Source organism: Mycobacterium sp. 1164985.4 (assembly GCF_001668575.1).
Classification (GTDB): Bacteria; Actinomycetota; Actinomycetes; order Mycobacteriales; family Mycobacteriaceae; genus Mycobacterium.
In genome coordinates this window covers 24,867-44,624 of record NZ_LZMD01000061.1, presented here as the reverse complement: position 1 = coordinate 44,624, position 19,758 = coordinate 24,867, and the positions used below count along the sequence as shown (strand labels likewise).

The following is a 19,758-nucleotide window of genomic DNA, read 5'->3' as shown; positions in this document are numbered from 1 at the left end:
GGCTGAGCGCTCGGCCGACCGGCGGGACGCCCTAAGCTGGGTCGAGTGGCGATCTCCAAAGTCGAGCGGTTGATGAACCTCGTGATCGCGCTGCTGTCGACACGGAATTTCATCACCGCCGAGCGGATCCGGCAGACGGTTTCCGGCTACTCGGACAGCGCCAGCGACGAGGCCTTCTCTCGCATGTTCGAGCGCGACAAGAACGAGCTGCGCGACCTGGGCATACCGCTGGAGACCGGGCGGGTTTCGCAGTTCGATCCGACCGAGGGCTACCGGATCAACCGCGACGCCTATGCGCTGCCCGCGGTCGAGCTGACCCCTGACGAGGCCGCCGCTGTCGCGGTCGCCACCCAGCTGTGGGAGTCGCCGGAGCTCATCACCGCCACCCAGGGCGCACTGCTGAAGCTGCGCGCGGCGGGCATCGACATCGACGCGGTGGAGGCCGCTCCGGCGATCACGTCGACCGCGGCGCTGCCCGGCCTGCGCGGTTCGGAAGAGGTGCTGGGAATCCTGTTGTCCGCCATCGACTCCGGACAGGCGGTGCAGTTCCCGCACCGGCCGTCGCGCAGTGACCCATACACCACCCGCACAGTGGAGCCCTGGGGCGTCATCACCCACCGCGGTCGCTGGTACCTGGTGGGGCACGACCGCGACCGCGATGCCACCCGCACGTTCCGGCTCTCCCGCATCGGCGCCGAGGTGGTGACGGTCGGGCCGCCGGGCGCGGTCAAGCGGCCGCGCGACGTCGACCTGCGCGAGATCGTCGAACGCGCCGTGAGCGAGTGGCCCTCCGGTGGTCAGGCCCGCGTGTGGATCGCCGAGGGGCGCGGCACCGCGCTGCGGCGACGGGCCGCGACGACGACCCCGGAAACGCTCAACGGCCGCGCGGGCGAGGTGATCACCATCGACGTCGGGATGTTCGACCGGCTGGCCCGCGAGGTCGCGAGCTACGGCCCGGATGCCGTCGCGCTCGAACCGGAGTCGCTGCGGGAGGACGTACTGGCCAGGCTGCGGGCGCAGGCGAAGGCGGAGCAGAGGTGACTTGCAAGCGAGTAGCGAAGGCGGATCGCGCATGACGGCCGTGTCGACCCGGCTGGTCCGGTTGCTCAACATGGTGCCGTACTTCCAGGCCAACCCGAAGATCACCTACGCCGAAGCGGCCTCGGATCTCGGCGTCAGCGTCAAGCAGCTGCGCGAGGACCTCAACCAACTGTGGATGTGCGGGCTGCCCGGCTACGGGCCCGGCGATTTGATCGACTTCGAATTCTCCGGCGACACAATCGAAGTCACGTTCACCGCGGGCATCGACCACCCGCTGCGCCTGACGTCGCCGGAGGCGACCGGCGTACTGGTGGCACTGCGCGCGCTGGCCGACGTGCCGGGCATGGTGGATCCCGAAGCGGCGCGTAGTGCGATCGCCAAGATCGAGAACGCCGCGGGCACCGTCGGCAGCGACGGCGCGGCGGTCGAAGAACCGGCCCCGATCGAGAGTGAGGCGGCCGCGGCGGTGCGAGCGGCCGTCCGCGACGGGCGGGCGTTGTCGATCGAGTACTACTCGGCTTCGCACGACATGTTGACCAGCCGCATCGTCGACCCGATCCGCGTCGTGCTGGTCGGTGACCACAGCTACTTGGAGGCGTGGTGCCGAACCGCCGAGGGAGTGCGGCTGTTCCGGTTCGACCGCATTGTCGACGCGCAGGTGCTCGACGAGGCCGCGTCGCCGCCGCCACCGGCTGTGCAGGCCGAACCGGACACCTCGCTGTTCGACGCGGACCCGGCGCTGCCGTCGGCGACGCTGCTGATCGACCGTTCGGCGGCGTGGATGTTCGACTACTACCCGCTGCGGGTGAGCCGCGAGTTGCCGGACGGGGGTTGGGAAGCCGCGATGACCTACGCCTCCGACGACTGGATGGCCCGGTTCGTGCTCGGGTTCGGCTCCGCCGTGCGAGTGCTCGAACCCGCCGACCTCGCCGATCGGGTTCGCGAGTCGGCGCTCGCCGCGTTGCGCGCCTACGGCGAAAAGACCGAGTGACGGTAGACTGGCCCGGACGTCTGGAGGTGACCTAAATGGGCGGTCTACAACCCTGGCACTGGGTGATCGTTATCGCTGTATTCGTGCTGCTCTTCGGTGCCAAGAAGCTCCCGGACGCGGCGCGCTCGCTCGGCAAGTCGATGCGGATCTTCAAATCGGAGATCAAAGAGATGCAGTCCGATTCCAAGGCGGAAACGCCGTCGGCGACTCCGATCGCCTCCGAGCGGGTCGACCACGCCTCGGACAACGCAACGGCTCCAACGACCGAGCAGCCCTCGGACAAACGTCCGGCCTGACCGTCGAGAATCGACTAACCGCGGCTCCGCTGCCGCGTCAGTAGGCATGCCGTGCAGACCCCAGGACTCTTCCGAAAACTCGATCCTCGTCGGCGCCGCTCGCGGGTCAACCCCGATGGCACGATGTCGCTGGTCGAGCACCTGCACGAACTACGCACCCGACTCCTGATCTCGGCGGCCGCGGTCGTCCTGACCACCATTTTGGGCTTCCTCTGGTACACCCACGGTGTCTTCGGGCTGCCCAGCCTCGGCGACTGGCTCCGCGGCCCGTACTGCGCCCTACCCCCGTCGTCGCGGGCGACCATCGCGCCCGGCGACGAGTGCCGACTGCTCGCCACCGCCCCGTTCGACCAGTTCATGCTGCGGTTGAAGGTCGCGCTGACGGCGGGCATCGTGCTGGCCTGTCCGGTGTGGCTCTACCAGATCTGGGCGTTCATCACCCCGGGGCTGTACAAGAAGGAGCGCCGGTTCGCGATCGCGTTCGTCACCGTCGGCGCGGGACTGTTCGTCGCGGGCGCGGTGCTGGCCTACCTGGTGCTGGCCACCGCGCTGGGCTTCCTGCTCACTGTCGGCAGCGACGTGCAGATCACCGCGCTGTCCGGCGACCAGTACTTCGGCTTCCTGATCAACCTGCTGCTCGTGTTCGGCTTCAGCTTCGAGTTCCCGCTGGTGATCGTGATGCTCAACGCGGTCGGCGTGCTGACCTACGAGCGGCTCAAGGCGTGGCGCCGCGGCCTGATCTTCGCGATGTTCGTGTTCGCTGCGCTGTTCACCCCCGGCTCGGACCCGTTCTCGATGCTGGCGCTCGCGGCCGCCCTGACTGTGCTCCTGGAGTTCGCAATCCAACTCGCGCGGCTGCACGACCGGCGCAAGGCCAAACGCGCCGCGCTCGAGGACATTCCCGACGACGCGGCGGCGCCTATCGGACCGGTCGAACCCGTCGACGCCTCCAGCACCGTGCCGACGTCCGCGCGGCATGTGATCGATGACGATGCCACCTAGTGAATCGGGCTGCGAACTGGCCCGTTTCACCGAGCAGTTGTCGTTCACGCTCGACGACTTCCAACGCCGCTCCTGCGAGGCACTCGAGAATGGGCATGGGGTGCTGGTGTGCGCGCCGACCGGCGCCGGCAAGACCGTCGTGGGGGAGTTCGCGGTGCATCTCGCGCTGGCGGCGGGTGGTAAATGCTTCTACACCACGCCGATCAAGGCGTTGAGCAACCAGAAGCACACCGATCTGGTGCGCCGGTACGGCCCGGAGAAAATCGGCTTGCTGACGGGGGACCAGTCGATCAACGGCGACGCCGATGTGGTCGTGATGACCACCGAGGTGCTCCGCAACATGCTCTACGCGAATTCGTCCTCACTGCACGGGCTTTCGTATGTCGTCATGGACGAAGTGCACTTCCTGGCCGACCGGATGCGCGGCGCGGTGTGGGAAGAGGTCATCCTGCACCTGCCCGACGAGGTGCGGCTGGTCAGCCTGTCGGCGACGGTGAGCAACGCCGAGGAGTTCGGCGGCTGGATCCAGACCGTGCGCGGGGACACCGCGGTCATCGTCGACGAGCACCGACCGGTTCCGCTGTGGCAGCACGTGCTGGTCGGCAAGCGGCTGTTCGACCTGTTCGACTACCGCGCCACCCGCGCCGACCGCGCTCCCAAGAGGCAGAACCGGGAGCTGGTGGTCGACCCGGAGTTGTTGCGCCACATCGCACATCGGCGCGAAGCCGACCGGCTCACCGACTGGCAGCCGCGGGGCCGGGGCCGTAACAGGGGCCGGCCGGCCATGTACCGCCCGCCGTCGCGGCCGGACGTGATCGCCACGCTGGACCGCGAAGAGCTGCTGCCCGCAATCACATTCATCTTCTCGCGTGCGGGCTGCGACGCGGCGGTCAAGCAGTGCCTGCGGTCGTCGCTGCGGCTGACCACCAACGAGGAACGGGCCCGCATCGCCGAGGTCGTTGACCGTCGCTGCGGCGATCTGCCCGAGTCCGACCTGATCGTCCTGGACTACCACGAATGGCGTGAGGGGCTGCTGCGCGGCCTGGCCGCCCACCACGCAGGCATGCTGCCGGTGTTCCGTCACACCGTGGAGGAGCTGTTCTCCGCGGGTTTGGTGAAGGCTGTATTCGCTACGGAGACATTGGCTTTGGGCATCAACATGCCCGCCCGCACGGTGGTTCTGGAGCGGTTGGTGAAGTTCAACGGCGAGCAACACGTTCCGTTGACGCCCGGCGAGTACACTCAGCTGACCGGGCGCGCCGGCCGTCGCGGCATCGACGTCGAGGGCCATGCGGTGGTGCTGTGGACCCCCGACGTCGAACCCGCCGAGGTGGCGGGGCTGGCGTCCACCCGGACGTTCCCGCTGCGCAGTTCCTTTGCGCCGTCGTACAACATGACGATCAACCTCGTCCGGCAGATGGGCCCGGCCCAGGCGCACAAACTGCTGGAGGCGTCGTTCGCGCAGTATCAGGCCGACCGGTCGGTGGTCGGGCTGCGCCGCGGCATCGAGCGCGGCGAGCGGATGCTCGAAGAGATCAGCGCCGAACTGGGCGATGACGCGATCCTCGACTACGTCCGGCTTCGGATGCAGATCTCCGAACGCGAACGCGCCCAGTCGCGGGCGTCGCGGTTGCAGCGCCGCAGGGCCGCCAACGAAGCGTTGGCATCACTGCGCCGCGGCGACATCATCACGATCACCCATGGCAGACGCGGGGGATTGGCCGTCGTGCTCGAACCGGCCCGCGACGACGAGGATCCCCGCCCGCTGGTGCTGACCGAACACCGCTGGGCCGGGCGGATCTCGTCGGCCGACTACTCGGGCACGTCGGCCCCGCTGGGGTCCATGCCGCTGCCCAAGCGCGTCGAGCACCGCAACCCGCGCGCCCGGCGCGACCTGGCGTCGGCGCTGAACTCCGCGGCCGAACGCCTCGATGTCCCTCCGAAGAAGGGCAAACGCAGCGGCCCCGCGAACCCCGAACGCGACATCGACCCCGAACTCGCCGTTCTGAGGGAGCAATTGCGCGCCCACCCGGTGCACCACCGGCCCGACCGCGAGGAGAAGGCACGGCTGGCCGAGCGGTACCTGCGCATCGAGAAAGACAACGAGCAGATCCGGCAGAAGGTGGCGGCCGCGACGAACTCGCTGGCGCGCACGTTCGACCGGATCGTGGCGCTGCTGACCGAACGGGGATTCATCACCGGGGCCGCCGACGATCCGAAGGTGACCGACGACGGGCGCCTGCTGGCCCGGATCTACAGCGAGAGCGACCTGCTGGTGGCGGAGGCCCTGCGTACCGGCATCTGGGAGGGGCTCGACGCGGCCGAACTGTCGGGCGTGGTGTCGGCGGTGCTCTACGAGGCACGCGGCGACACGCCGGGCGGGCGCGACGGCTTCGACATCCCGACCGGCAAGCTGCGCCGCGCGCTCAACCAGACGCGGCGGCTGTGGAGCGAGCTGCGCGCCGATGAACAACGCCACCGGATCACGGGCAGCCGCGAACCCGACGACGGATTCGTCGCGGCGATTTTCCGCTGGGCCACCACCGGCGACCTGACCAGCGCCCTGGCCGCATCGGATGCCACGGGCAGCGGATCGCCGCTGTCGGCGGGTGATTTCGTCCGGTGGTGCCGACAGGTGCTCGACCTGCTCGACCAGGTGCGCAACGCCGCACCCAGCGCGGCGTTGCGGGCCACCGCGAAACGCGCGATGAACGACGTTCGACGCGGCGTCGTCGCTGTTGATGCGGGGTAATGTGTCGGGAGCAAGACGCCCAGATATTCGCGGCTCGGCCGCGGGTGAACAAGGAGTGATATGAGCGGACCGCAAGGATCTGATCCGACGCAGTCGTGGCCAGGCCAGCAGCCGGACCAGCCTACGGACCAGTCGTCCAGCGATCCATCGGCCAACCAGCAGTGGCAGCCGCAGGGTGGTGACGCGACCCAGGCGGCGCCGAATTGGCAGCCGCCCGCCTACGACCCCTCGCAGCAGGCTCAGCAGTATCCGCAGTACCAGCAGCCGGCGTATCAGCCCCCGCAGCAGTACCCGGGTGGCGAGCAGTACGGCCAGCCCGCATTCCAGCAGCCCGGCCAGTACGCGCAGCCGCACTACGGCCAGCCCTACGCGCAACCCGGACAGACCGGTTATCAGCCCGGCCAGTACGGCGATCAGTCCGGCCAGTTCGGTCAGCAGGCCGGCCAGTACGGCCAGCAGCCGGGGCAGTACGGCCAGTACCCGCAGTACGGCACACCCGGCTCCGAGGACGGTTCCAAGCGCTCACTGGCCGTGATCGGCGGCGTGATCGGCCTGCTGGCGGCGGTCATCGTCGCGGTGGTGCTGGTGCTGGGCTTCTGGAAGCCCGGGTTCTTCGTCACGACCAAGCTCGACATCGGCGCCGCGCAGAGCGGGGTGCAACAGATCCTCACCGATGAGGCCAACGGATACGGCGCCAAGAACGTCAAGGACGTCAAGTGCAACGACGGCCAGAACCCGACCGTTCAAAAGGGCGGCACGTTCGACTGCGAGGTCAGCATCGACGGCACCAAGCGCCAGGTGACGGTCACGTTCCAGGACGACAAGGGCACCTACGAGGTCGGCAGGCCCAAGTAAGCGGTAACCGCTAGCCGTCGAGCCCGTCGAGGGCCTTCTGCAACCGTCCGATCGAGGACGTGACGCCGTACGTCTCGGCGAGCTTGACCACCTTGCGTGGATGCTCGGCGGCCAGCGGCAGCGTGTCGTTCGGCGTCGACCAGTCCAGTTCGGCGTCGGTGGCCACCTTGACCACCGGGGCGGCCGCCTCGATGTAGTCGGCCGCCTTCAACAGCTTGGTCCGGTACGCCTTGCTCATTTTCGACTTCGGGTCGTTGGCCGCGGCGAGGATGTTCTCCAGCGACTTGTGCTGGGCCAGCAGCGTCGCCGCCGTCTTCTCGCCGATGCCGGGCACGCCGGGTAGGCCGTCGCTCGGATCACCGCGCAAAAGGGCGAGCTCGGCGTAGGCCGGGCCCGCCCGGTCGACCGGGACCCCGTACTTCTCCGCCACCTCCACCGGACCCCACTTCGTCGCCTTGGCCAGCCCGCTGCCCAGGTAGAGCACCCGCACCGGCACCGGCTCGTCGCGCACCAGCTGCAGCAGGTCCCGATCGCCGCTGACCACGACGACGGGGTCGCGTTCCTCGCGCGCGGCCAGGGTGCCGAGAACGTCGTCGGCCTCGTGCTCCGCGGCGCCGGCGGTGGGGATGCCGAACGCGTCGAGGATCTCGAAGATCATGTCGACCTGCGGGGTGAGTTCGTCGGGCACCTCCTCGACGTCGGGTTCGCCGTCGGGGTGCTCCTCGAGGACGCGATGCGCCTTGTAGGACGGGATGAGGTCGACGCGCCACTGCGGCCGCCAGTCGTCGTCGCGGCACACCACCATCCGCCCGGGACGCTCCCGGGTGATCACCGTCGCCATGGCGTCGAGGAAGCCGCGCAGCGCGTTGACGGGGCGGCCGTCGGGCGCGGTGATCGAGTTGGGCACCCCGAAGTAGGAGCGAAACCACATGCTGGCGCCGTCGAGCAGGACGAGGGGAGCGGCCACGGTCACTGACAGTAGCGCGAAGGTCGAGCGAGCTCGCCACCTATTCGGGCGCGGATTAGCCTGAATCCCATGACGGCCAACCGATTCAGCACCGATGTCTACGCCTCCCGGCTGCGGGCCGCCGCTTCGGCGGCCGCCGATGCAGGTCTCGCGGGCCTGGTCATCACGCCGGGCTACGACCTGCGCTATCTGATCGGTTCACGGGCGCAGACGTTCGAGCGGCTCACGGCCCTGGTGCTGCCTGCCGACGGCGACCCGACCGTCGTGGTGCCCCGGTTGGAATTGGCCGCGCTCAAGGAGTCCGCGGTCCCCGAACTCGGGCTGACGGTGCGCGACTGGGTCGACGGTGACGACCCCTACGCGTTGGTCGGCGAGGCGCTCGGTGGTGGGACACTGACCACCGCCGTCACGGACTCGATGCCCGCCCTGCATCTGCTGCCGCTCGCCGACGTGCTCGGCGCCGTACCGGTGTTGGCCACCGACGTGCTGCGCCGGCTGCGGATGATCAAGGATCCGGCCGAAATCGACGCGCTGCGCAAGGCCGGGGCCGCGATCGACCGGGTCCACGCGCGGGTCCCCGAATTCCTGGCTCCCGGCCGGACGGAAGCCGACGTCGCCGCCGATATCGCAGAAGCCATTGTCGCCGAGGGACATTCGGAGGTCGCGTTCATCATCGTCGGCTCGGGACCGCACGGTGCCGACCCGCACCACGAGTGCTCCGACCGCGAACTGCGCGCCGGCGACATCGTGGTCGTCGACATCGGCGGACCCTACGAGCCCGGCTACAACTCCGATTCGACCCGCACCTACAGCATCGGCGAACCGGACGCCGACGTCGCGCGTCGGTACGCCGTGCTGCAGCGCGCCCAGCGTGCGGCGGTCGAGGCCGTGAAGCCGGGCGTCACCGCCGAACAGGTCGACGCGGCCGCGCGTGACGTGCTGGCCGCCGAGGGACTGGCCGACGCGTTCGTGCACCGCACCGGACACGGTATCGGGCTCTCGGTGCACGAGGAGCCCTACATCGTCGCCGGCAACGCGCTGACCCTCGAGGCGGGGATGGCGTTCTCGGTCGAGCCGGGGATCTACTTTCCCGGCGAGTGGGGCGCGCGGATCGAGGACATCGTGATCGTCACCGCCGACGGGGCCGAGTCGGTGAACAACCGGCCGCACGATCTGGTGGTGGTGCCCGCAGGCCCTGCCGCGACGGGCTGACCCGCGTCAGTCGGTGATGCGGTCCAACAGGTCCGAGGAGCCCAATACCCGCTCGACGCGGACTTCGATGACGACGCGCTTGGGATTCACCCGCGGCGTGCGGTACCGCTGCGCGTAGCGCAGTTCGGCGTCGCGGACGGCGTCGGGATCGGTGTTGACCGTGGCCTTGCCCTCGAGCGACAACCACCGCGCACCGTCGACCTGACTGAGCACCGCGACGCCCTGGCGCTCGGCGTTCACGGCCTTCTGGGAGCCGCCGCTGGTGATGACGCGCGCGATGTGGGTAGCGGGATCGAATGTGAACCCGACGGCGACGACATGCGGCGAATTGTCCGAGCGCAGGGTCGTCAGCATCGCGAGATGACGCTCGGAAAGGAACGCGAGCGCGTCATTGGTGAGCCGGGTGGTCGCCCGGCGGCTGGACTGGGCCATCGGCCTTCACGGTAGCGCAGGACATAATCGCTGCCATGACAGACACGGCTGACGCGCGCCCGCCTTTGGTCGTGATTTTCGGCGGTCGCAGCGAGATCGGCCTCCAGGTGGCCACGCGCCTGGCGCCGGGAGCGGCGGTCCTGCTCGCGGCGCGCCGCTCGGACGACCTGAACGCCGAGGTGGCCGCGGTCCGTGCGGCAGGCGCCGCAGCGGTGCACGTGCGTGAGTTCGACGCCGACGACCTCGACTCGCACGGACCGCTCGTCGAGTCCATCGTCGCCGAACACGGCCCGATCGGCACCGCGGTGCTGGCCTTCGGCATTCTCGGCGACCAATCCGTCGCGGAGAAGGATCCCGCGCACGCCACCGCGATCGTGTACACCGACTTCGTCGCGCAGGTCAGCCTGTTGACCGTGCTCGCGGAGACGATGCGCGCCGCGGGTTCCGGAGCCCTCGTCGCGTTCTCGTCGGTGGCCGGCGTGCGGGTGCGGCGCGCCAACTACGTGTACGGGTCCGCCAAGGCGGGGCTCGACGGGTTCTGCAGCGGGCTCGCCGACGCGCTGCACGGATCGGGCGTCCAATTGCTGGTGGTCCGGCCGGGGTTCGTGATCGGCCGCATGACCAAGGGGATGAAGCCCGCGCCGCTGTCGAGCACGCCGGCGCAGGTGGCCGACGCGGCCGTCCGTGCGCTGCGCCGCGGCCGGAGCACCGTGTGGGTGCCCGCGTCGCTGGCCCTGCTCGCGCTGGCGTTCCGGATGACGCCGCGGGCCGTGTGGCGGAGGTTGCGGCGATGAGCGCTTGCGCGAAGAGCAGAGGGCCGCGATGACGATCGTCGTCGTCGGCATCGGCGCCGACGGTATGGCCGGCCTGTCGCCGGCCTCCCGCGCCGAACTCGCCAGGGCCACCGTGGTTTACGGATCACGCCGCCAGCTCGATCTGCTCGACGACAGCGTCACCGCGCGGCGTCGAGAGTGGCCGTCGCCGATGCTGCCCGCACTGCGCACGCTGCTCGAGGACGTCGAGGGTGACGTGCACGTCGTGGCCAGCGGCGACCCGCTGCTGCACGGCATCGGCGGCTCGCTGATCCGGATCTACGGGCCCGACCGGGTGCGGGTGCTGCCGCACGTGTCGTCGGTGACGCTGGCGTGCGCGCGGATGGGCTGGGCGGTGCAGGACACCGAGGTGATCAGCCTGGTGGTGGGCGAGCCGCAGACCGCGGTGCGCCGCGGCGGTCAGGCGGTGGTGATGTCGCGCGACGGCTCGACTCCCGCCGCGCTGGCGCAGCTGCTGGCGGACGCCGGCCGCGGCGACTCCGAATTCACCGTGCTCGAACAGCTAGGCGGCCCCGCGGAGCGCCACCGCACGACCACCGCCCGCGAGTGGGCTGCCCAGCCGCCGGGCGACGTCGACGATCTCAACGTGATCGCGGTGCGCTACCTGCCCGACGAGCGACGGCTCGGGGTGCTGCCCGACGACGTGTACGCCAACGACGGTCAGATCACCAAGCAGCCGGTGCGCGCCATCACGATGGCGGCGTTGGCGCCGCGGCCGGGTCAGATGCTCTGGGACGTCGGTGCGGGATCGGGCAGCATCGCGATCGAATGGTGTCGCAGCGGAACCGGTTGTCGGGCCGTGGCGTTCGAGCGCGACGAGAAGCGCCGCAAACGCATCGCCGACAACGCGCTGGCGTTGGGCGCCTTGGTGGAGGTGCAGTTCGACGCGCCGGAGTCGTTCGACTTCGTACCCCCACCGCACACGATCTTCGTCGGGGGCGGCCTCACGCAACCGGGCCTGCTGGAGGCGTGTTTCGAGCGGCTGCCGCCGGGCGGTCGGCTGGTCGCCAACGCCGTCACCGTCGAGTCTGAAGCCCTTGTCGCCCAGTGGTATTCACGCCACGGCGGCGAACTCCAGCGGTTCGCGCACTACCGCGGCGAGCCGCTCGGCGGTTTCACCGGATGGCGGCCCGCGATGCCGGTGACGCAGTGGGTGGTGACCAAACCATGACCGTCTACTTCATCGGCGCCGGCCCCGGCGCGGCCGACCTGATCACCGTTCGCGGGCAGCGGCTGCTGCAGCACTGCCCGGTGTGTCTGTACGCCGGTTCGATCATGCCCGAGGATCTGCTCGCGCTGTGTCCGCCCGACGCCCGCGTCATCGACACCGGTCCGCTGACGCTCGATCAGATCGTCGACGAGCTCGCCACCGCGCACGCCGCAGGGCTTGACGTGGCGCGACTGCATTCCGGCGACCCGTCGATCTACAGCGCGCTGGCCGAACAGTGCCGTCGCCTCGACGATCTCGGCGTCGACTACGAGATCGTGCCCGGCGTACCGGCATTCGCCGCGGCCGCGGCCGCACTGGGCCGTGAGCTGACGGTTCCCGGTGTGGCGCAGACAATCACGCTGACGCGGGTGGCGACGCTGTCGACCGCGATGCCGCCGGGCGAGGATCTGCGTACGCTGTCGGCGCCGGGGGCCACGCTGGTGCTGCACCTGGCGGCCGCGCAGATCGACGCGATCGTCCCCGAGCTGCTCGCCGGCGGCTACGGGCCCGAAACGCCCTGCGCGGTGGTCGCATTCGCGTCATGGCCGCAGCAGCAGGTGGTGCGCTGCACGCTGGCCGATCTCGCCGAGCAAACGAAGGCGGCGGGCATCACCCGCACCGCGGTCATCGTGGTGGGCGACGTGCTGGCGGCCGAGGGCTTCGCCGACAGCTACCTGTATTCGTCGGACCGCGTGCGGCGGGGGCGGCACTGATGCGAATCCTGTTGCTGGGGGGCACATCGGAGGCCCGTGCGCTGGCCGCGCGGTTGCATCCCGAGGTCGAGGTGATCAGTTCGCTCGCCGGCCGGGTACCCGACCCCGCTCTGCCGGTTGGCAAGGTGCGCATCGGCGGCTTCGGCGGGGTCGACGGCCTGCGTCGGTGGTTGCGCGACGAGCGCGTGGACGCCGTCGTCGACGCCACGCATCCGTACGCGGCGACGATGACCGCGCACGCCGCGGCCGTGTGCGCCGAACTCGAGCTGCCGCATCTGGTGCTGGCCAGACCCGCATGGCCGTCCGGCGACGCGACCGTCGTCGCCGATGACGCCGAAGCGGCCAAAGTCGTTGCCGCGCAGGGCTACCAACGAGTGTTCCTGACCACCGGGCGTTCCGGTGCCGCGGCGTTCAAGGACGTCGACGCGTGGTTCCTGATCCGCGCGGTCACCCCGCCCGACGCTGCGGATCTGCCGTCGCGGCATCAGGTCGTGCTGTCGCGCGGCCCGTACCGCTACGACGACGAGCTTGCCCTGCTGCGCGAGCATCGCATCGGCGCGTTGGTCACGAAGAACAGCGGCGGGGCGATGACGCGCCCCAAACTCGACGCCGCAGCGGATCTCAAAGTCGCGGTGGTGATGGTCGACCGCCCACCGCTGCCCGCCGGGGTGACGACGGTCGCGTCGGTTCAGGAGGCGGTCGACTGGGTCAGGAGGATCGCGGGGGAGCCGTCCACCGGCTGACCGACCCGACGGAGGACGCCATCACGCGGTCGGGTGCCAGCCGCAGCGCTGTATTCCTCGCCGCGGCCAGGATCCGGAGTTTGGGGATGGCTACTCGAGAGCCGGTCTTCGACACCCAATAGAGCGCGAGCATCCGGGGCCTGCGCCGCGCTAGCTGTTCTATCCCGCCATGCGCGAGGGTGATCGCGTCCTCCATGGCCAGCGCGGCGCCCTGACCCAGGGTCGGGCGCATCGCGTGGGCGGAGTCACCGATGAGGACGACGCGTCCCTTCGGAAAGTTGCGCGGCGGGGCAACCTCGGTCAGTTCCACGGTCGAGATGCGATCGGAATCCGCCGCAGCGATCAGTTCGGGCAGGGAGAGGGGCCAATCGCGGTATGCGCTCAGATCGGCGTGGCCGGGGCGCGCTCCGCCCCAGACGTATGTTCTGCCGTCGGGCAACGGCAGGATTCCGAATTCGGCGAAACGGCCCCAGATTGCGCCGTATCCGTCGTTCATCTGCTGGTTGACAATCCATGTCCACGCCGTGATGCCGGTGCGGTGTGGCGTCGCTTCGTGCGGCCACAGCGTTCGGCGTGCACGGCTGTGTGCACCGTCGGCGGCGACGACGAGATCGAATCGATGCTGCACCCCGTCAGCGTGGACCTCGCCGGTGGGCCGCACCTCGGTGACATTGCTGCGAAACCGAACACTCGCGTGTGGTACCTGCGCGAGAAGCGATTTGAGAAGCATTGACCGCTCAGCAAGGCAATAGTCGTCGCCGCCGGCAAATCGTGCCAGGCTGCTGCGCATCAGGACCCGGCCGGTGTCGCTGCGTATGGTCGCCGGGAGCCGCGCCATCGAGCTGGACGGAAACTGATCACGTACGCCGAGAATGTCCAGGCATCGCAGAGCATTCGGCGCGAGCGAAATCGCAGCGCTGCTCTCGACGATGCCGTCGGATCGCTCGAATACCGTCACGTCGTGTCCGCCCTGACGGAACGCGATCGCGGCAGCCAGCCCCGCGAAGCCGCAGCCGATCATACCGACGCGCACGAGGTTACGAGTAGGAGGCGATGAGGTCGAGGGTCCCCAGTTCGCGAATGGCCTGGCAGCCGCGGCTCAACATGACGAGCATCATCTCGTCGCCGCGTTCGGTGGTCGACGCGAAGGCCGTGCCCAGCGCGACGAGCAGCGGCGCCTGCACCAGCCCGAGCCGGTAGTCGTTCCAGCAGGTGTCGAGGTCGTAATCCTCGACACCGTATCCGGTCAGCGCGCGGTGATAGCACTCGACGAGGTCACGCTCGATCTCGGCGCGCAGCGCAGGTTCGAGGCTCGTCGCGGTGAAGTAAGCGAGGTCGCGACCCGGCAGTCCGATGCCGATCGTCTGCCAGTCCACCACTGTGATGCGGGTGCGGTCCGGGGCGAACAGCATGTTGTCCAGCCGGTAGTCGCCGTGCATCAGCGCGTAGCGGCCAGGTTCGGCCATCAACCAGTCGCTCACCGAAGCCATTGCGGCCGAGAGGGTTTCCTGGTCTTCGACGCTGATCGAGGACCCCAGACGGTCGTTGACGATGTCACCGGCCATCGTGCAGACGTCGCCCATGCCCTTCGCCGCCTCGGCATCGCCGGGTTTGGGCATGACGATCGCGGACAGGTCCATCCACTCGGGCGCACACCAGCTCGGGCCGTGCAGCCCGGCCAGCGCCTCGACGGCCAGCCGGGCCTCAGTCGGACTGCATCCGGCGATCTGGTCGCCCTGCACCGCGGGCGCCATGTCGGCCAGCAGCAGCACGACGTCGGCGCCGTCCTCGGAGATGTCCTGGTAGTAGCTGTGCGGGACCGGGATTCGCATCCGGTCGGCGATAAGCGAGTAGAACTCGACCTCGGAGCGGTAGCCGAGCGCCACCCGTTCGCGCACCACATCGTCCTGCGCGGACAGCTTGATCGCGAACGACGGGGGCAGCTCCGTGGCCCCGCTGTACGTCGCCGCGACGCGGTACGTGGCGCCGGTCTGGCCCGTCCCGATCGGCGTCACCTCGACCGTGTCGACGTCTGCCCGCAGCACTGATCCCAACCACGCCGGCGTTACATCTTCGGGCCCACGTGGAATGGCGAGAACGGATGTCACGCGCCGGACATTAACACCCTCCGTCGTGCCGGACGTTCAGCCTTCTACGAAAACAACGCCCCGAAGCTACTGGGGGTAGCGCCGCGGCGTGAAGACCCGATCGCCGTCGTCGGTGTACCACTGGGTCTGCGAGGAGCCGATGATCAGCAGGCACCGCATGTCGACATCGGCGGGGTCGAGGTCCGCCAGGCGCAGCACCGAGACCTCCTCGCGGGGCCCGGACACGTCGCGGCCGATCACTACCGGGGTGCCGGGATCGCGGTACTCGAGTAGCAGATCGCGCATCGCGCCGACCTGCCACCGGCGCGTCTTCGACGCCGGGTTGTAGATGGCCAGCACCAGGTCGGCCTGCGCGGCGGCGGACAACCGCGCGGCGATCACGTCCCACGGCTTGAGCCGGTCCGACAGCGAGATCACGGCATAGTCGTGTCCCAGCGGTGCGCCGACCCGGCTGGCCACGGCCTGCGCGGCGGTCATCGCCGGGACCACCCGCACCGAGACACCCGGCCACTGCTTGGCCTCCTCGAGCACCGCGGTCGCCATCGCGAAGACGCCCGGGTCGCCGGAGGACACCACCGCGACGGCGCGGCCCTGTTCGGCGAGCGTGCACGCCAACCGGGCGCGGGCGGGTTCGTCGGTGTTGTCGCTGGGGTGCTTGCGTTGACCGGCGCGGTTGCCGACGCGGTCGAGATAGGGGCCGTAGCCGATGAGGTCGGTGGCCGCGGCGAGTTCGCGACGGCACTGCGGGGTCATCCAATCGGTGCTGCCCGGGCCGAGCCCGACCACCGCGACGCTGCCGCTCACCGCATCGCGGTCGCGCTGGCCCGGCAGCATCGCGAGCGAGAAGTACGGGACGGTGGTGTCGTCGACCTCGCCGGCGCCGAGCACCCGTTGCTGCGGCGTGCTGGCCCGCTCGACGTAGAAGGCGTCGTCCAGCCGACCGGCGGCCGAGAGTGCCTCGCGCACAGCAGGATACGACCGTCCCAGCTTGAGCATCACCGCCGCGTCGGTGTCCGAAAGCCGACGTTGGAGCTCGTCGGCGGGCAGCGTGCCCGGCAGGATTGTCAGCACCTCGTCGCCCTGGACGAGGGGAGTGGCCACCGCCGCCGACGCCGCGCTCACCGACGTCACCCCCGGCACGATCACCGCGTCGAACCGTTCGGTGAGCCGGGTGTGCATGTGCATGTAGGAGCTGTAGAACAGCGGGTCACCCTCGGCCAACAGCGCCACGTTGCGCCCTGCCTCCAGATGGGCGGCGATGCGGTCGGCGGCCTCGCGGTAGAAGTCCTCCATCGCGCCGGCGTAGCCGCCGGGGTGGTCGGTGGTCTCGGTCGTCACCGGGTAGACGAGATGCTCCTCGATCTGACCGGGACGCAGATACGGCTCCGCGATGCCGCGCGCGATGCTCTTACCGTGCCTGGCGCTGTGGTAGGCGACGACGTCGGCCTCGCCGATCACCCGCGCGGCCTTGACGGTGACCAGTTCGGGGTCGCCCGGTCCCAGCCCGACGCCCCAGAGCGTCCCTCGCGTCGCGCTCATTCTCGATCACTGGCAATCGCGTTGACGGCCGCGGCGGCCATCGCGCTGCCGCCGCGACGACCCGTCACCACGAGATACGACATCCCGCGGGGCCGGTCGATGAGTTCCTGTTTGGACTGGGCCGAGCCGACGAAGCCGACCGGACCGCCGAGCACCGCCGCAGGGGTCGGCGCGCCGTCGTCGACGAGCTCGAGCAGCCGGAACAACGCCGTCGGCGCGTTGCCGATCGCCAGCACCGCGCCGCCGAGCCGGTCCGCCCACAGGTCGACGGCCGCTGCGGAGCGGGTGGTGCCCAGGCGGGCGGCGAGGTCCGGCGCGCGGGGGTCGGCCACCAGCGAGACCACCTCGTTGTCGGCGGGCAGCCGCGATCTGGTGATGCCGGCGGCGACCATCGACGAGTCACACAGGATCGGGGCTCCGGTCCGCAGCGCGGCGTGGGTGGCGGCGACGACGTCGTCGCTGTACGCGACGTGGTCGGCGACGTCGACCTGGCCGCAGGTGTGGATCAACCGCACGACGACGCGGGCCACGTCGTCGGGGAATCGCGCCAGGTCCGCCTCGTCGCGAATCGTCGCGAACGACTGCCGGTAGATCTCCCCGGCGTCGCGGATGTAGTCGAGCACGCGATCACCCTACGGGTGCGCGCCGCGCGTCCGGTATCCGTCTCCGGTTGCCACCAGCACCTCACCAATAGGCGGGCTGCCGCAGGCTCGCTCGCATCCGACGAAGTGGCGGTGGCCCGCGGCTGGGTTGTCCATGGCAGCGGCGGCGTCTGCGCGGACGTCGGCCAGCGAGTGCTCACAACCGGGGCTGCCCGTGCATGCGCTGACCGACAGCCACGGCGAGTTCTCGTCGAACACCAGGCCCAGCGGCGCGAGCACGCGCAGCGCGACGTCGGCGACGTCCTCGGCAAGGTCGAACACGACCACCGAACGCCACGGCGTGATCGCCATCGGCGCCTCGATCGCGGCGAGGAACTCCGCGGTCCTGGCGGGCAGCACGCCCAGCGGAACCGCGGCGCCCAACGCGATGCGGCCGTCGTGCTGTTCAAGCCATCCCACGGGCGGGCGGGTGACCGCCGGCCACGTCATCCCCGGTGCCTCCGACGGGGTCAGCCCGACGAGCAGCGGGCCGACATCGTCGAGTTCCTTGACCCGCCAGGCCTTTCCGCGCACGGCGGCGAACCGTCGGGCCACGGCCACCATCGTCGGCACCGCCGAGCTTTCCGGGAGCCGCACACCGGTGTCGCGCCCCGCCAGCAGCAGCGCGGCCACCTCACCGTCGAAGTGCACGCCGACATCGGGGCCGAGGCCGGAGATGTCGCCGCGGCCGTCGTCGATGCCGAACATGAACCGGCCGGGCAGGGCCGCCAAGTCCGTGTCGGCCCGGATGGCTTCGTCGAGGTCGATGACGAGGCCACGGATGTCCGTGGTCGGTCCCACCCGGCCCGACAGCGGTGAGGCGACGATGTTGCGTATGCGTTCGTGGGTCGCCGACGGCAGCAGACCCGCCGCCGCCGCGGCCTCGGCGACCGCCGCCGTGTCGGTGACGCCGCGGATCTGCAGATTGCCCCGCGAGGTCAGCTCCAGCGTGCCCGCACCCCATTCGGTGGCCGCTCGCGCCAGCGCCTGCAGTTGCGGCGCGGTGATGACCCCGCCGGGCAGCCGCATGCGGGCCAGCGCGCCGTCGGCGGCCCGATGCACTTGCAGCGCACCGGGGCAGGCGTCCTGGTCGCGGGTCCTGGCCACGAATCAACGGTAGTCGTGAGTGCGGGGTCCGAACACAGGTAGTGCTCTACGCGTGCCCTGCCGGTCCAGCGCTCGTAGCGTCCGGAACATCGAGGTCCGAGGGGGACCAAGCCAGCACGGTGGGAGATCGTCATGACCGAACTGACCACGACCAGCCAGCCGACGAAACGACCGGTGCCGACGATAGCGGTGCGCGGGCTCTTGCACAGCCACCGCGGACCGGAGCACAGGCACTATCCGCAGCGGTTCACCTATCTCGACAACGCGTTGCTGTCTCGCGAGCTCGACCGGCTGTGATCAGCTGGCCAGGGCCGCGGTCTGCGTGGTTTCGACACTGACCACCGCCGAGTACGACGAGGCATCACCCGCCACGACGCGGCTGTGCCGGCCGTAGATGTCGACGGGGATGTCCCCGGCCAGGGTGATGCGGTTGAGCCGGCGGTACTGGTCGTCGTAGTCGGCGACGGCGTAATGCTGGGTGGCCCGGTTGTCCCACAGCGCGACGTCGCCGAGCTGCCAGCTCCACCGGATCGTGTTTTCCAGCTTGGTGATTCGATCCTGGAACAAATTGAACAGCGCGGCCGACTCGGTCGATCGAAGGCCGACGAACCCCTTGACGAAGTGGCCGAGCAGCAACACCCGCTTACCGGTCTCCGGGTGCACGCGGACCACCGGATGCTCGGTTTCGTAGTAGTCGGAGACGAATTCGTCGCGGTACGACCGCTGCTCGGCGGTCAGGGACGCGTTGGGCTCGTCGTGCAGGGTGGCGTAGTCGTACTGGTTGGTGTGCACGGCCCACAGGTTCTCGGCGAGCGTGCGCAGGGGTGCCGGTAGCCGGTCGTAGGCGGCTTCGGTGGACGCCCACGTCGTAGTGCCGCCGTACGGGGGCAGGGTGATGGCCCGCAGGATCGACGCCTTCGGAATCCGGTCGACGAACGTCACGTCGGTGTGCCAGCTGTTGGCCTTGTCGTAGCGGGAATCGATGGGCAAGAAGCGCTCACCGCGTGAGGTCACGGTCGGGTGCGCGGTCGTCGGCGTGCCCAACGACTGAGCGAAGGCGAGCTGACCGTCATCGTCCAGACCGTGCTGGTCGCGGAAGAAGACGACCTTGTGTTCGAGCAGGGCCGCGTTGATCGCCGACGCGGTCTCCGCGTCGACGCCCGCGCTGAGGTCGACGCCCTCGATCCGAGCACCGATGTGGGCGCCGAGCTTTACCACCCGTAGCGATGACGGCACGTGAGCAACCTCCAGACGATGCGTGAAGCCTGCCGATCACATTTGCCGCCGGACCTCGCGACCACAATCGTTCGGCTCAG

General features: G+C 69.8%; 20 protein-coding genes. 12 read left to right on the top strand and 8 right to left on the bottom strand.

Annotation, left to right across the window (positions count from 1 at the left end):
- Positions 1 to 45: 45 nt before the first annotated feature.
- From A5650_RS11390 to A5650_RS11365, 6 genes are read left to right on the top strand one after another with little or no spacing between them, the layout of a single operon-like run.
- Positions 46 to 1,041, top strand: coding sequence for a helix-turn-helix transcriptional regulator (locus A5650_RS11390; RefSeq protein WP_067290761.1), 996 nt, complete (start codon positions 46 to 48; stop codon positions 1,039 to 1,041).
- A gap of 31 nt (positions 1,042 to 1,072) precedes the next feature.
- Positions 1,073 to 2,032, top strand: coding sequence for a helix-turn-helix transcriptional regulator (locus A5650_RS11385; RefSeq protein WP_067290758.1), 960 nt, complete (start codon positions 1,073 to 1,075; stop codon positions 2,030 to 2,032).
- Positions 2,033 to 2,067: 35 nt separating this feature from the next.
- Positions 2,068 to 2,328 (top strand): Sec-independent protein translocase subunit TatA, encoded by a 261-nt coding sequence (tatA, locus tag A5650_RS11380; RefSeq protein ID WP_067290756.1) that lies wholly within the window; start codon positions 2,068 to 2,070, stop codon positions 2,326 to 2,328.
- A 51-nt stretch (positions 2,329 to 2,379) separates the two neighbouring features.
- Positions 2,380 to 3,330: a twin-arginine translocase subunit TatC gene (gene tatC, locus A5650_RS11375; protein ID WP_067085290.1), complete on the top strand. Its 951-nt coding sequence runs from the start codon at positions 2,380 to 2,382 to the stop codon at positions 3,328 to 3,330.
- On the top strand, positions 3,320 to 6,082 hold the full coding sequence (locus A5650_RS11370) for a DEAD/DEAH box helicase (protein ID WP_502687064.1): 2,763 nt from the start codon (positions 3,320 to 3,322) through the stop codon (positions 6,080 to 6,082). The genes tatC and A5650_RS11370 overlap by 11 nt, the downstream gene beginning before the upstream one ends.
- A 60-nt stretch (positions 6,083 to 6,142) precedes the next feature.
- Positions 6,143 to 6,937, top strand: coding sequence for a DUF4333 domain-containing protein (locus A5650_RS11365; RefSeq protein ID WP_067290752.1), 795 nt, complete (start codon positions 6,143 to 6,145; stop codon positions 6,935 to 6,937).
- Between the two features lie 10 nt (positions 6,938 to 6,947).
- Here the strand turns inward: A5650_RS11365 and A5650_RS11360 are convergent, their stop codons facing one another.
- Positions 6,948 to 7,904, bottom strand: a complete 957-nt coding sequence (locus tag A5650_RS11360; protein ID WP_067290993.1) for a 5'-3' exonuclease — start codon at positions 7,902 to 7,904, stop codon at positions 6,948 to 6,950.
- 69 nt (positions 7,905 to 7,973) lie between these two features.
- Between A5650_RS11360 and A5650_RS11355 the strand changes: the two genes are divergently transcribed.
- Positions 7,974 to 9,116, top strand: a complete 1,143-nt coding sequence (locus A5650_RS11355) for a M24 family metallopeptidase (protein WP_067290749.1) — start codon at positions 7,974 to 7,976, stop codon at positions 9,114 to 9,116.
- 6 nt (positions 9,117 to 9,122) lie between these two features.
- Here A5650_RS11355 and A5650_RS11350 read toward each other — a convergent pair whose 3' ends face one another.
- Positions 9,123 to 9,548 carry a F420-dependent biliverdin reductase gene (locus A5650_RS11350; RefSeq protein WP_067290745.1) on the bottom strand — a complete coding sequence of 142 codons (426 nt, stop codon included), beginning with the start codon at positions 9,546 to 9,548 and terminating at the stop codon, positions 9,123 to 9,125.
- Positions 9,549 to 9,583: 35 nt separating this feature from the next.
- On the opposite strand from A5650_RS11350, the gene dprE2 reads away from it, so the two are divergent.
- From dprE2 to A5650_RS11330, 4 genes are read left to right on the top strand one after another with little or no spacing between them, the layout of a single operon-like run.
- A complete protein-coding gene (dprE2, locus tag A5650_RS11345) occupies positions 9,584 to 10,342 on the top strand; it encodes a decaprenylphospho-beta-D-erythro-pentofuranosid-2-ulose 2-reductase (RefSeq protein WP_067290740.1) in 759 nt (252 codons plus the stop codon).
- A 28-nt stretch (positions 10,343 to 10,370) separates the two neighbouring features.
- Positions 10,371 to 11,552 carry a bifunctional cobalt-precorrin-7 (C(5))-methyltransferase/cobalt-precorrin-6B (C(15))-methyltransferase gene (locus A5650_RS11340; RefSeq protein WP_067290738.1) on the top strand — a complete coding sequence of 394 codons (1,182 nt, stop codon included), beginning with the start codon at positions 10,371 to 10,373 and terminating at the stop codon, positions 11,550 to 11,552.
- Positions 11,549 to 12,304 carry a precorrin-4 C(11)-methyltransferase gene (gene cobM, locus A5650_RS11335; RefSeq protein ID WP_067290723.1) on the top strand — a complete coding sequence of 252 codons (756 nt, stop codon included), beginning with the start codon at positions 11,549 to 11,551 and terminating at the stop codon, positions 12,302 to 12,304. The genes A5650_RS11340 and cobM overlap by 4 nt, the downstream gene beginning before the upstream one ends.
- A complete protein-coding gene (locus A5650_RS11330; protein WP_067290715.1) occupies positions 12,304 to 13,047 on the top strand; it encodes a cobalt-precorrin-6A reductase in 744 nt (247 codons plus the stop codon). Before cobM ends, A5650_RS11330 begins: the two co-directional genes overlap by 1 nt.
- Here the strand turns inward: A5650_RS11330 and A5650_RS11325 are convergent.
- The 5 genes from A5650_RS11325 to cobG all read right to left on the bottom strand — a co-directional run bounded on the left by A5650_RS11325 (position 13,013) and on the right by cobG (position 18,442).
- Positions 13,013 to 14,080 carry an FAD-dependent monooxygenase gene (locus A5650_RS11325; protein WP_067290713.1) on the bottom strand — a complete coding sequence of 356 codons (1,068 nt, stop codon included), beginning with the start codon at positions 14,078 to 14,080 and terminating at the stop codon, positions 13,013 to 13,015. The genes A5650_RS11330 and A5650_RS11325 overlap by 35 nt on opposite strands.
- 4 nt (positions 14,081 to 14,084) lie before the next feature.
- Entirely contained in the window at positions 14,085 to 15,155 is a 1,071-nt protein-coding gene (locus A5650_RS11320) for a phosphotransferase family protein (protein ID WP_067290710.1), read from the bottom strand.
- A 66-nt stretch (positions 15,156 to 15,221) separates the two neighbouring features.
- The gene (locus tag A5650_RS11315; protein WP_067290707.1) at positions 15,222 to 16,694 is read right to left on the bottom strand and encodes a precorrin-2 C(20)-methyltransferase; all 1,473 of its coding nucleotides are present in this window, start codon (positions 16,692 to 16,694) and stop codon (positions 15,222 to 15,224) included.
- Entirely contained in the window at positions 16,691 to 17,317 is a 627-nt protein-coding gene (locus A5650_RS11310) for a precorrin-8X methylmutase (protein WP_067290703.1), read from the bottom strand. The genes A5650_RS11315 and A5650_RS11310 overlap by 4 nt, the downstream gene beginning before the upstream one ends.
- A gap of 9 nt (positions 17,318 to 17,326) precedes the next feature.
- Positions 17,327 to 18,442: a precorrin-3B synthase gene (gene cobG / locus A5650_RS11305; RefSeq protein WP_067290700.1), complete on the bottom strand. Its 1,116-nt coding sequence runs from the start codon at positions 18,440 to 18,442 to the stop codon at positions 17,327 to 17,329.
- Between the two features lie 132 nt (positions 18,443 to 18,574).
- Between cobG and A5650_RS26765 the strand changes: the two genes are divergently transcribed.
- Positions 18,575 to 18,739, top strand: coding sequence for a hypothetical protein (locus A5650_RS26765; protein ID WP_156744094.1), 165 nt, complete (start codon positions 18,575 to 18,577; stop codon positions 18,737 to 18,739).
- On the opposite strand, the gene A5650_RS11300 is transcribed toward A5650_RS26765, so the two are convergent.
- Positions 18,740 to 19,678, bottom strand: coding sequence for a TauD/TfdA dioxygenase family protein (locus tag A5650_RS11300; RefSeq protein ID WP_067290697.1), 939 nt, complete (start codon positions 19,676 to 19,678; stop codon positions 18,740 to 18,742). It abuts the gene before it with no gap.
- Between the last annotated feature and the right edge of the window lie 80 nt (positions 19,679 to 19,758).

Bases quoted from the DNA above. Each gene is read 5' to 3' on its own strand.
- A5650_RS11385 (WP_067290758.1), top strand. From the start codon at position 1,073: ATGACGGCCGTGTCGACCCGGCTGGTCCGGTTGCTCAACATGGTGCCG.
- tatA (WP_067290756.1), top strand. From the start codon at position 2,068: ATGGGCGGTCTACAACCCTGGCACTGGGTGATCGTTATCGCTGTATTC.
- A5650_RS11370 (WP_502687064.1), top strand. From the start codon at position 3,320: ATGCCACCTAGTGAATCGGGCTGCGAACTGGCCCGTTTCACCGAGCAG.
- A5650_RS11365 (WP_067290752.1), top strand. From the start codon at position 6,143: ATGAGCGGACCGCAAGGATCTGATCCGACGCAGTCGTGGCCAGGCCAG.
- A5650_RS11355 (WP_067290749.1), top strand. From the start codon at position 7,974: ATGACGGCCAACCGATTCAGCACCGATGTCTACGCCTCCCGGCTGCGG.
- A5650_RS11350 (WP_067290745.1), bottom strand. From the start codon at position 9,548: ATGGCCCAGTCCAGCCGCCGGGCGACCACCCGGCTCACCAATGACGCG.
- dprE2 (WP_067290740.1), top strand. From the start codon at position 9,584: ATGACAGACACGGCTGACGCGCGCCCGCCTTTGGTCGTGATTTTCGGC.
- A5650_RS11340 (WP_067290738.1), top strand. From the start codon at position 10,371: ATGACGATCGTCGTCGTCGGCATCGGCGCCGACGGTATGGCCGGCCTG.
- cobM (WP_067290723.1), top strand. From the start codon at position 11,549: ATGACCGTCTACTTCATCGGCGCCGGCCCCGGCGCGGCCGACCTGATC.
- A5650_RS11330 (WP_067290715.1), top strand. From the start codon at position 12,304: ATGCGAATCCTGTTGCTGGGGGGCACATCGGAGGCCCGTGCGCTGGCC.
- A5650_RS11315 (WP_067290707.1), bottom strand. From the start codon at position 16,694: ATGAGCGCGACGCGAGGGACGCTCTGGGGCGTCGGGCTGGGACCGGGC.
- A5650_RS26765 (WP_156744094.1), top strand. From the start codon at position 18,575: ATGACCGAACTGACCACGACCAGCCAGCCGACGAAACGACCGGTGCCG.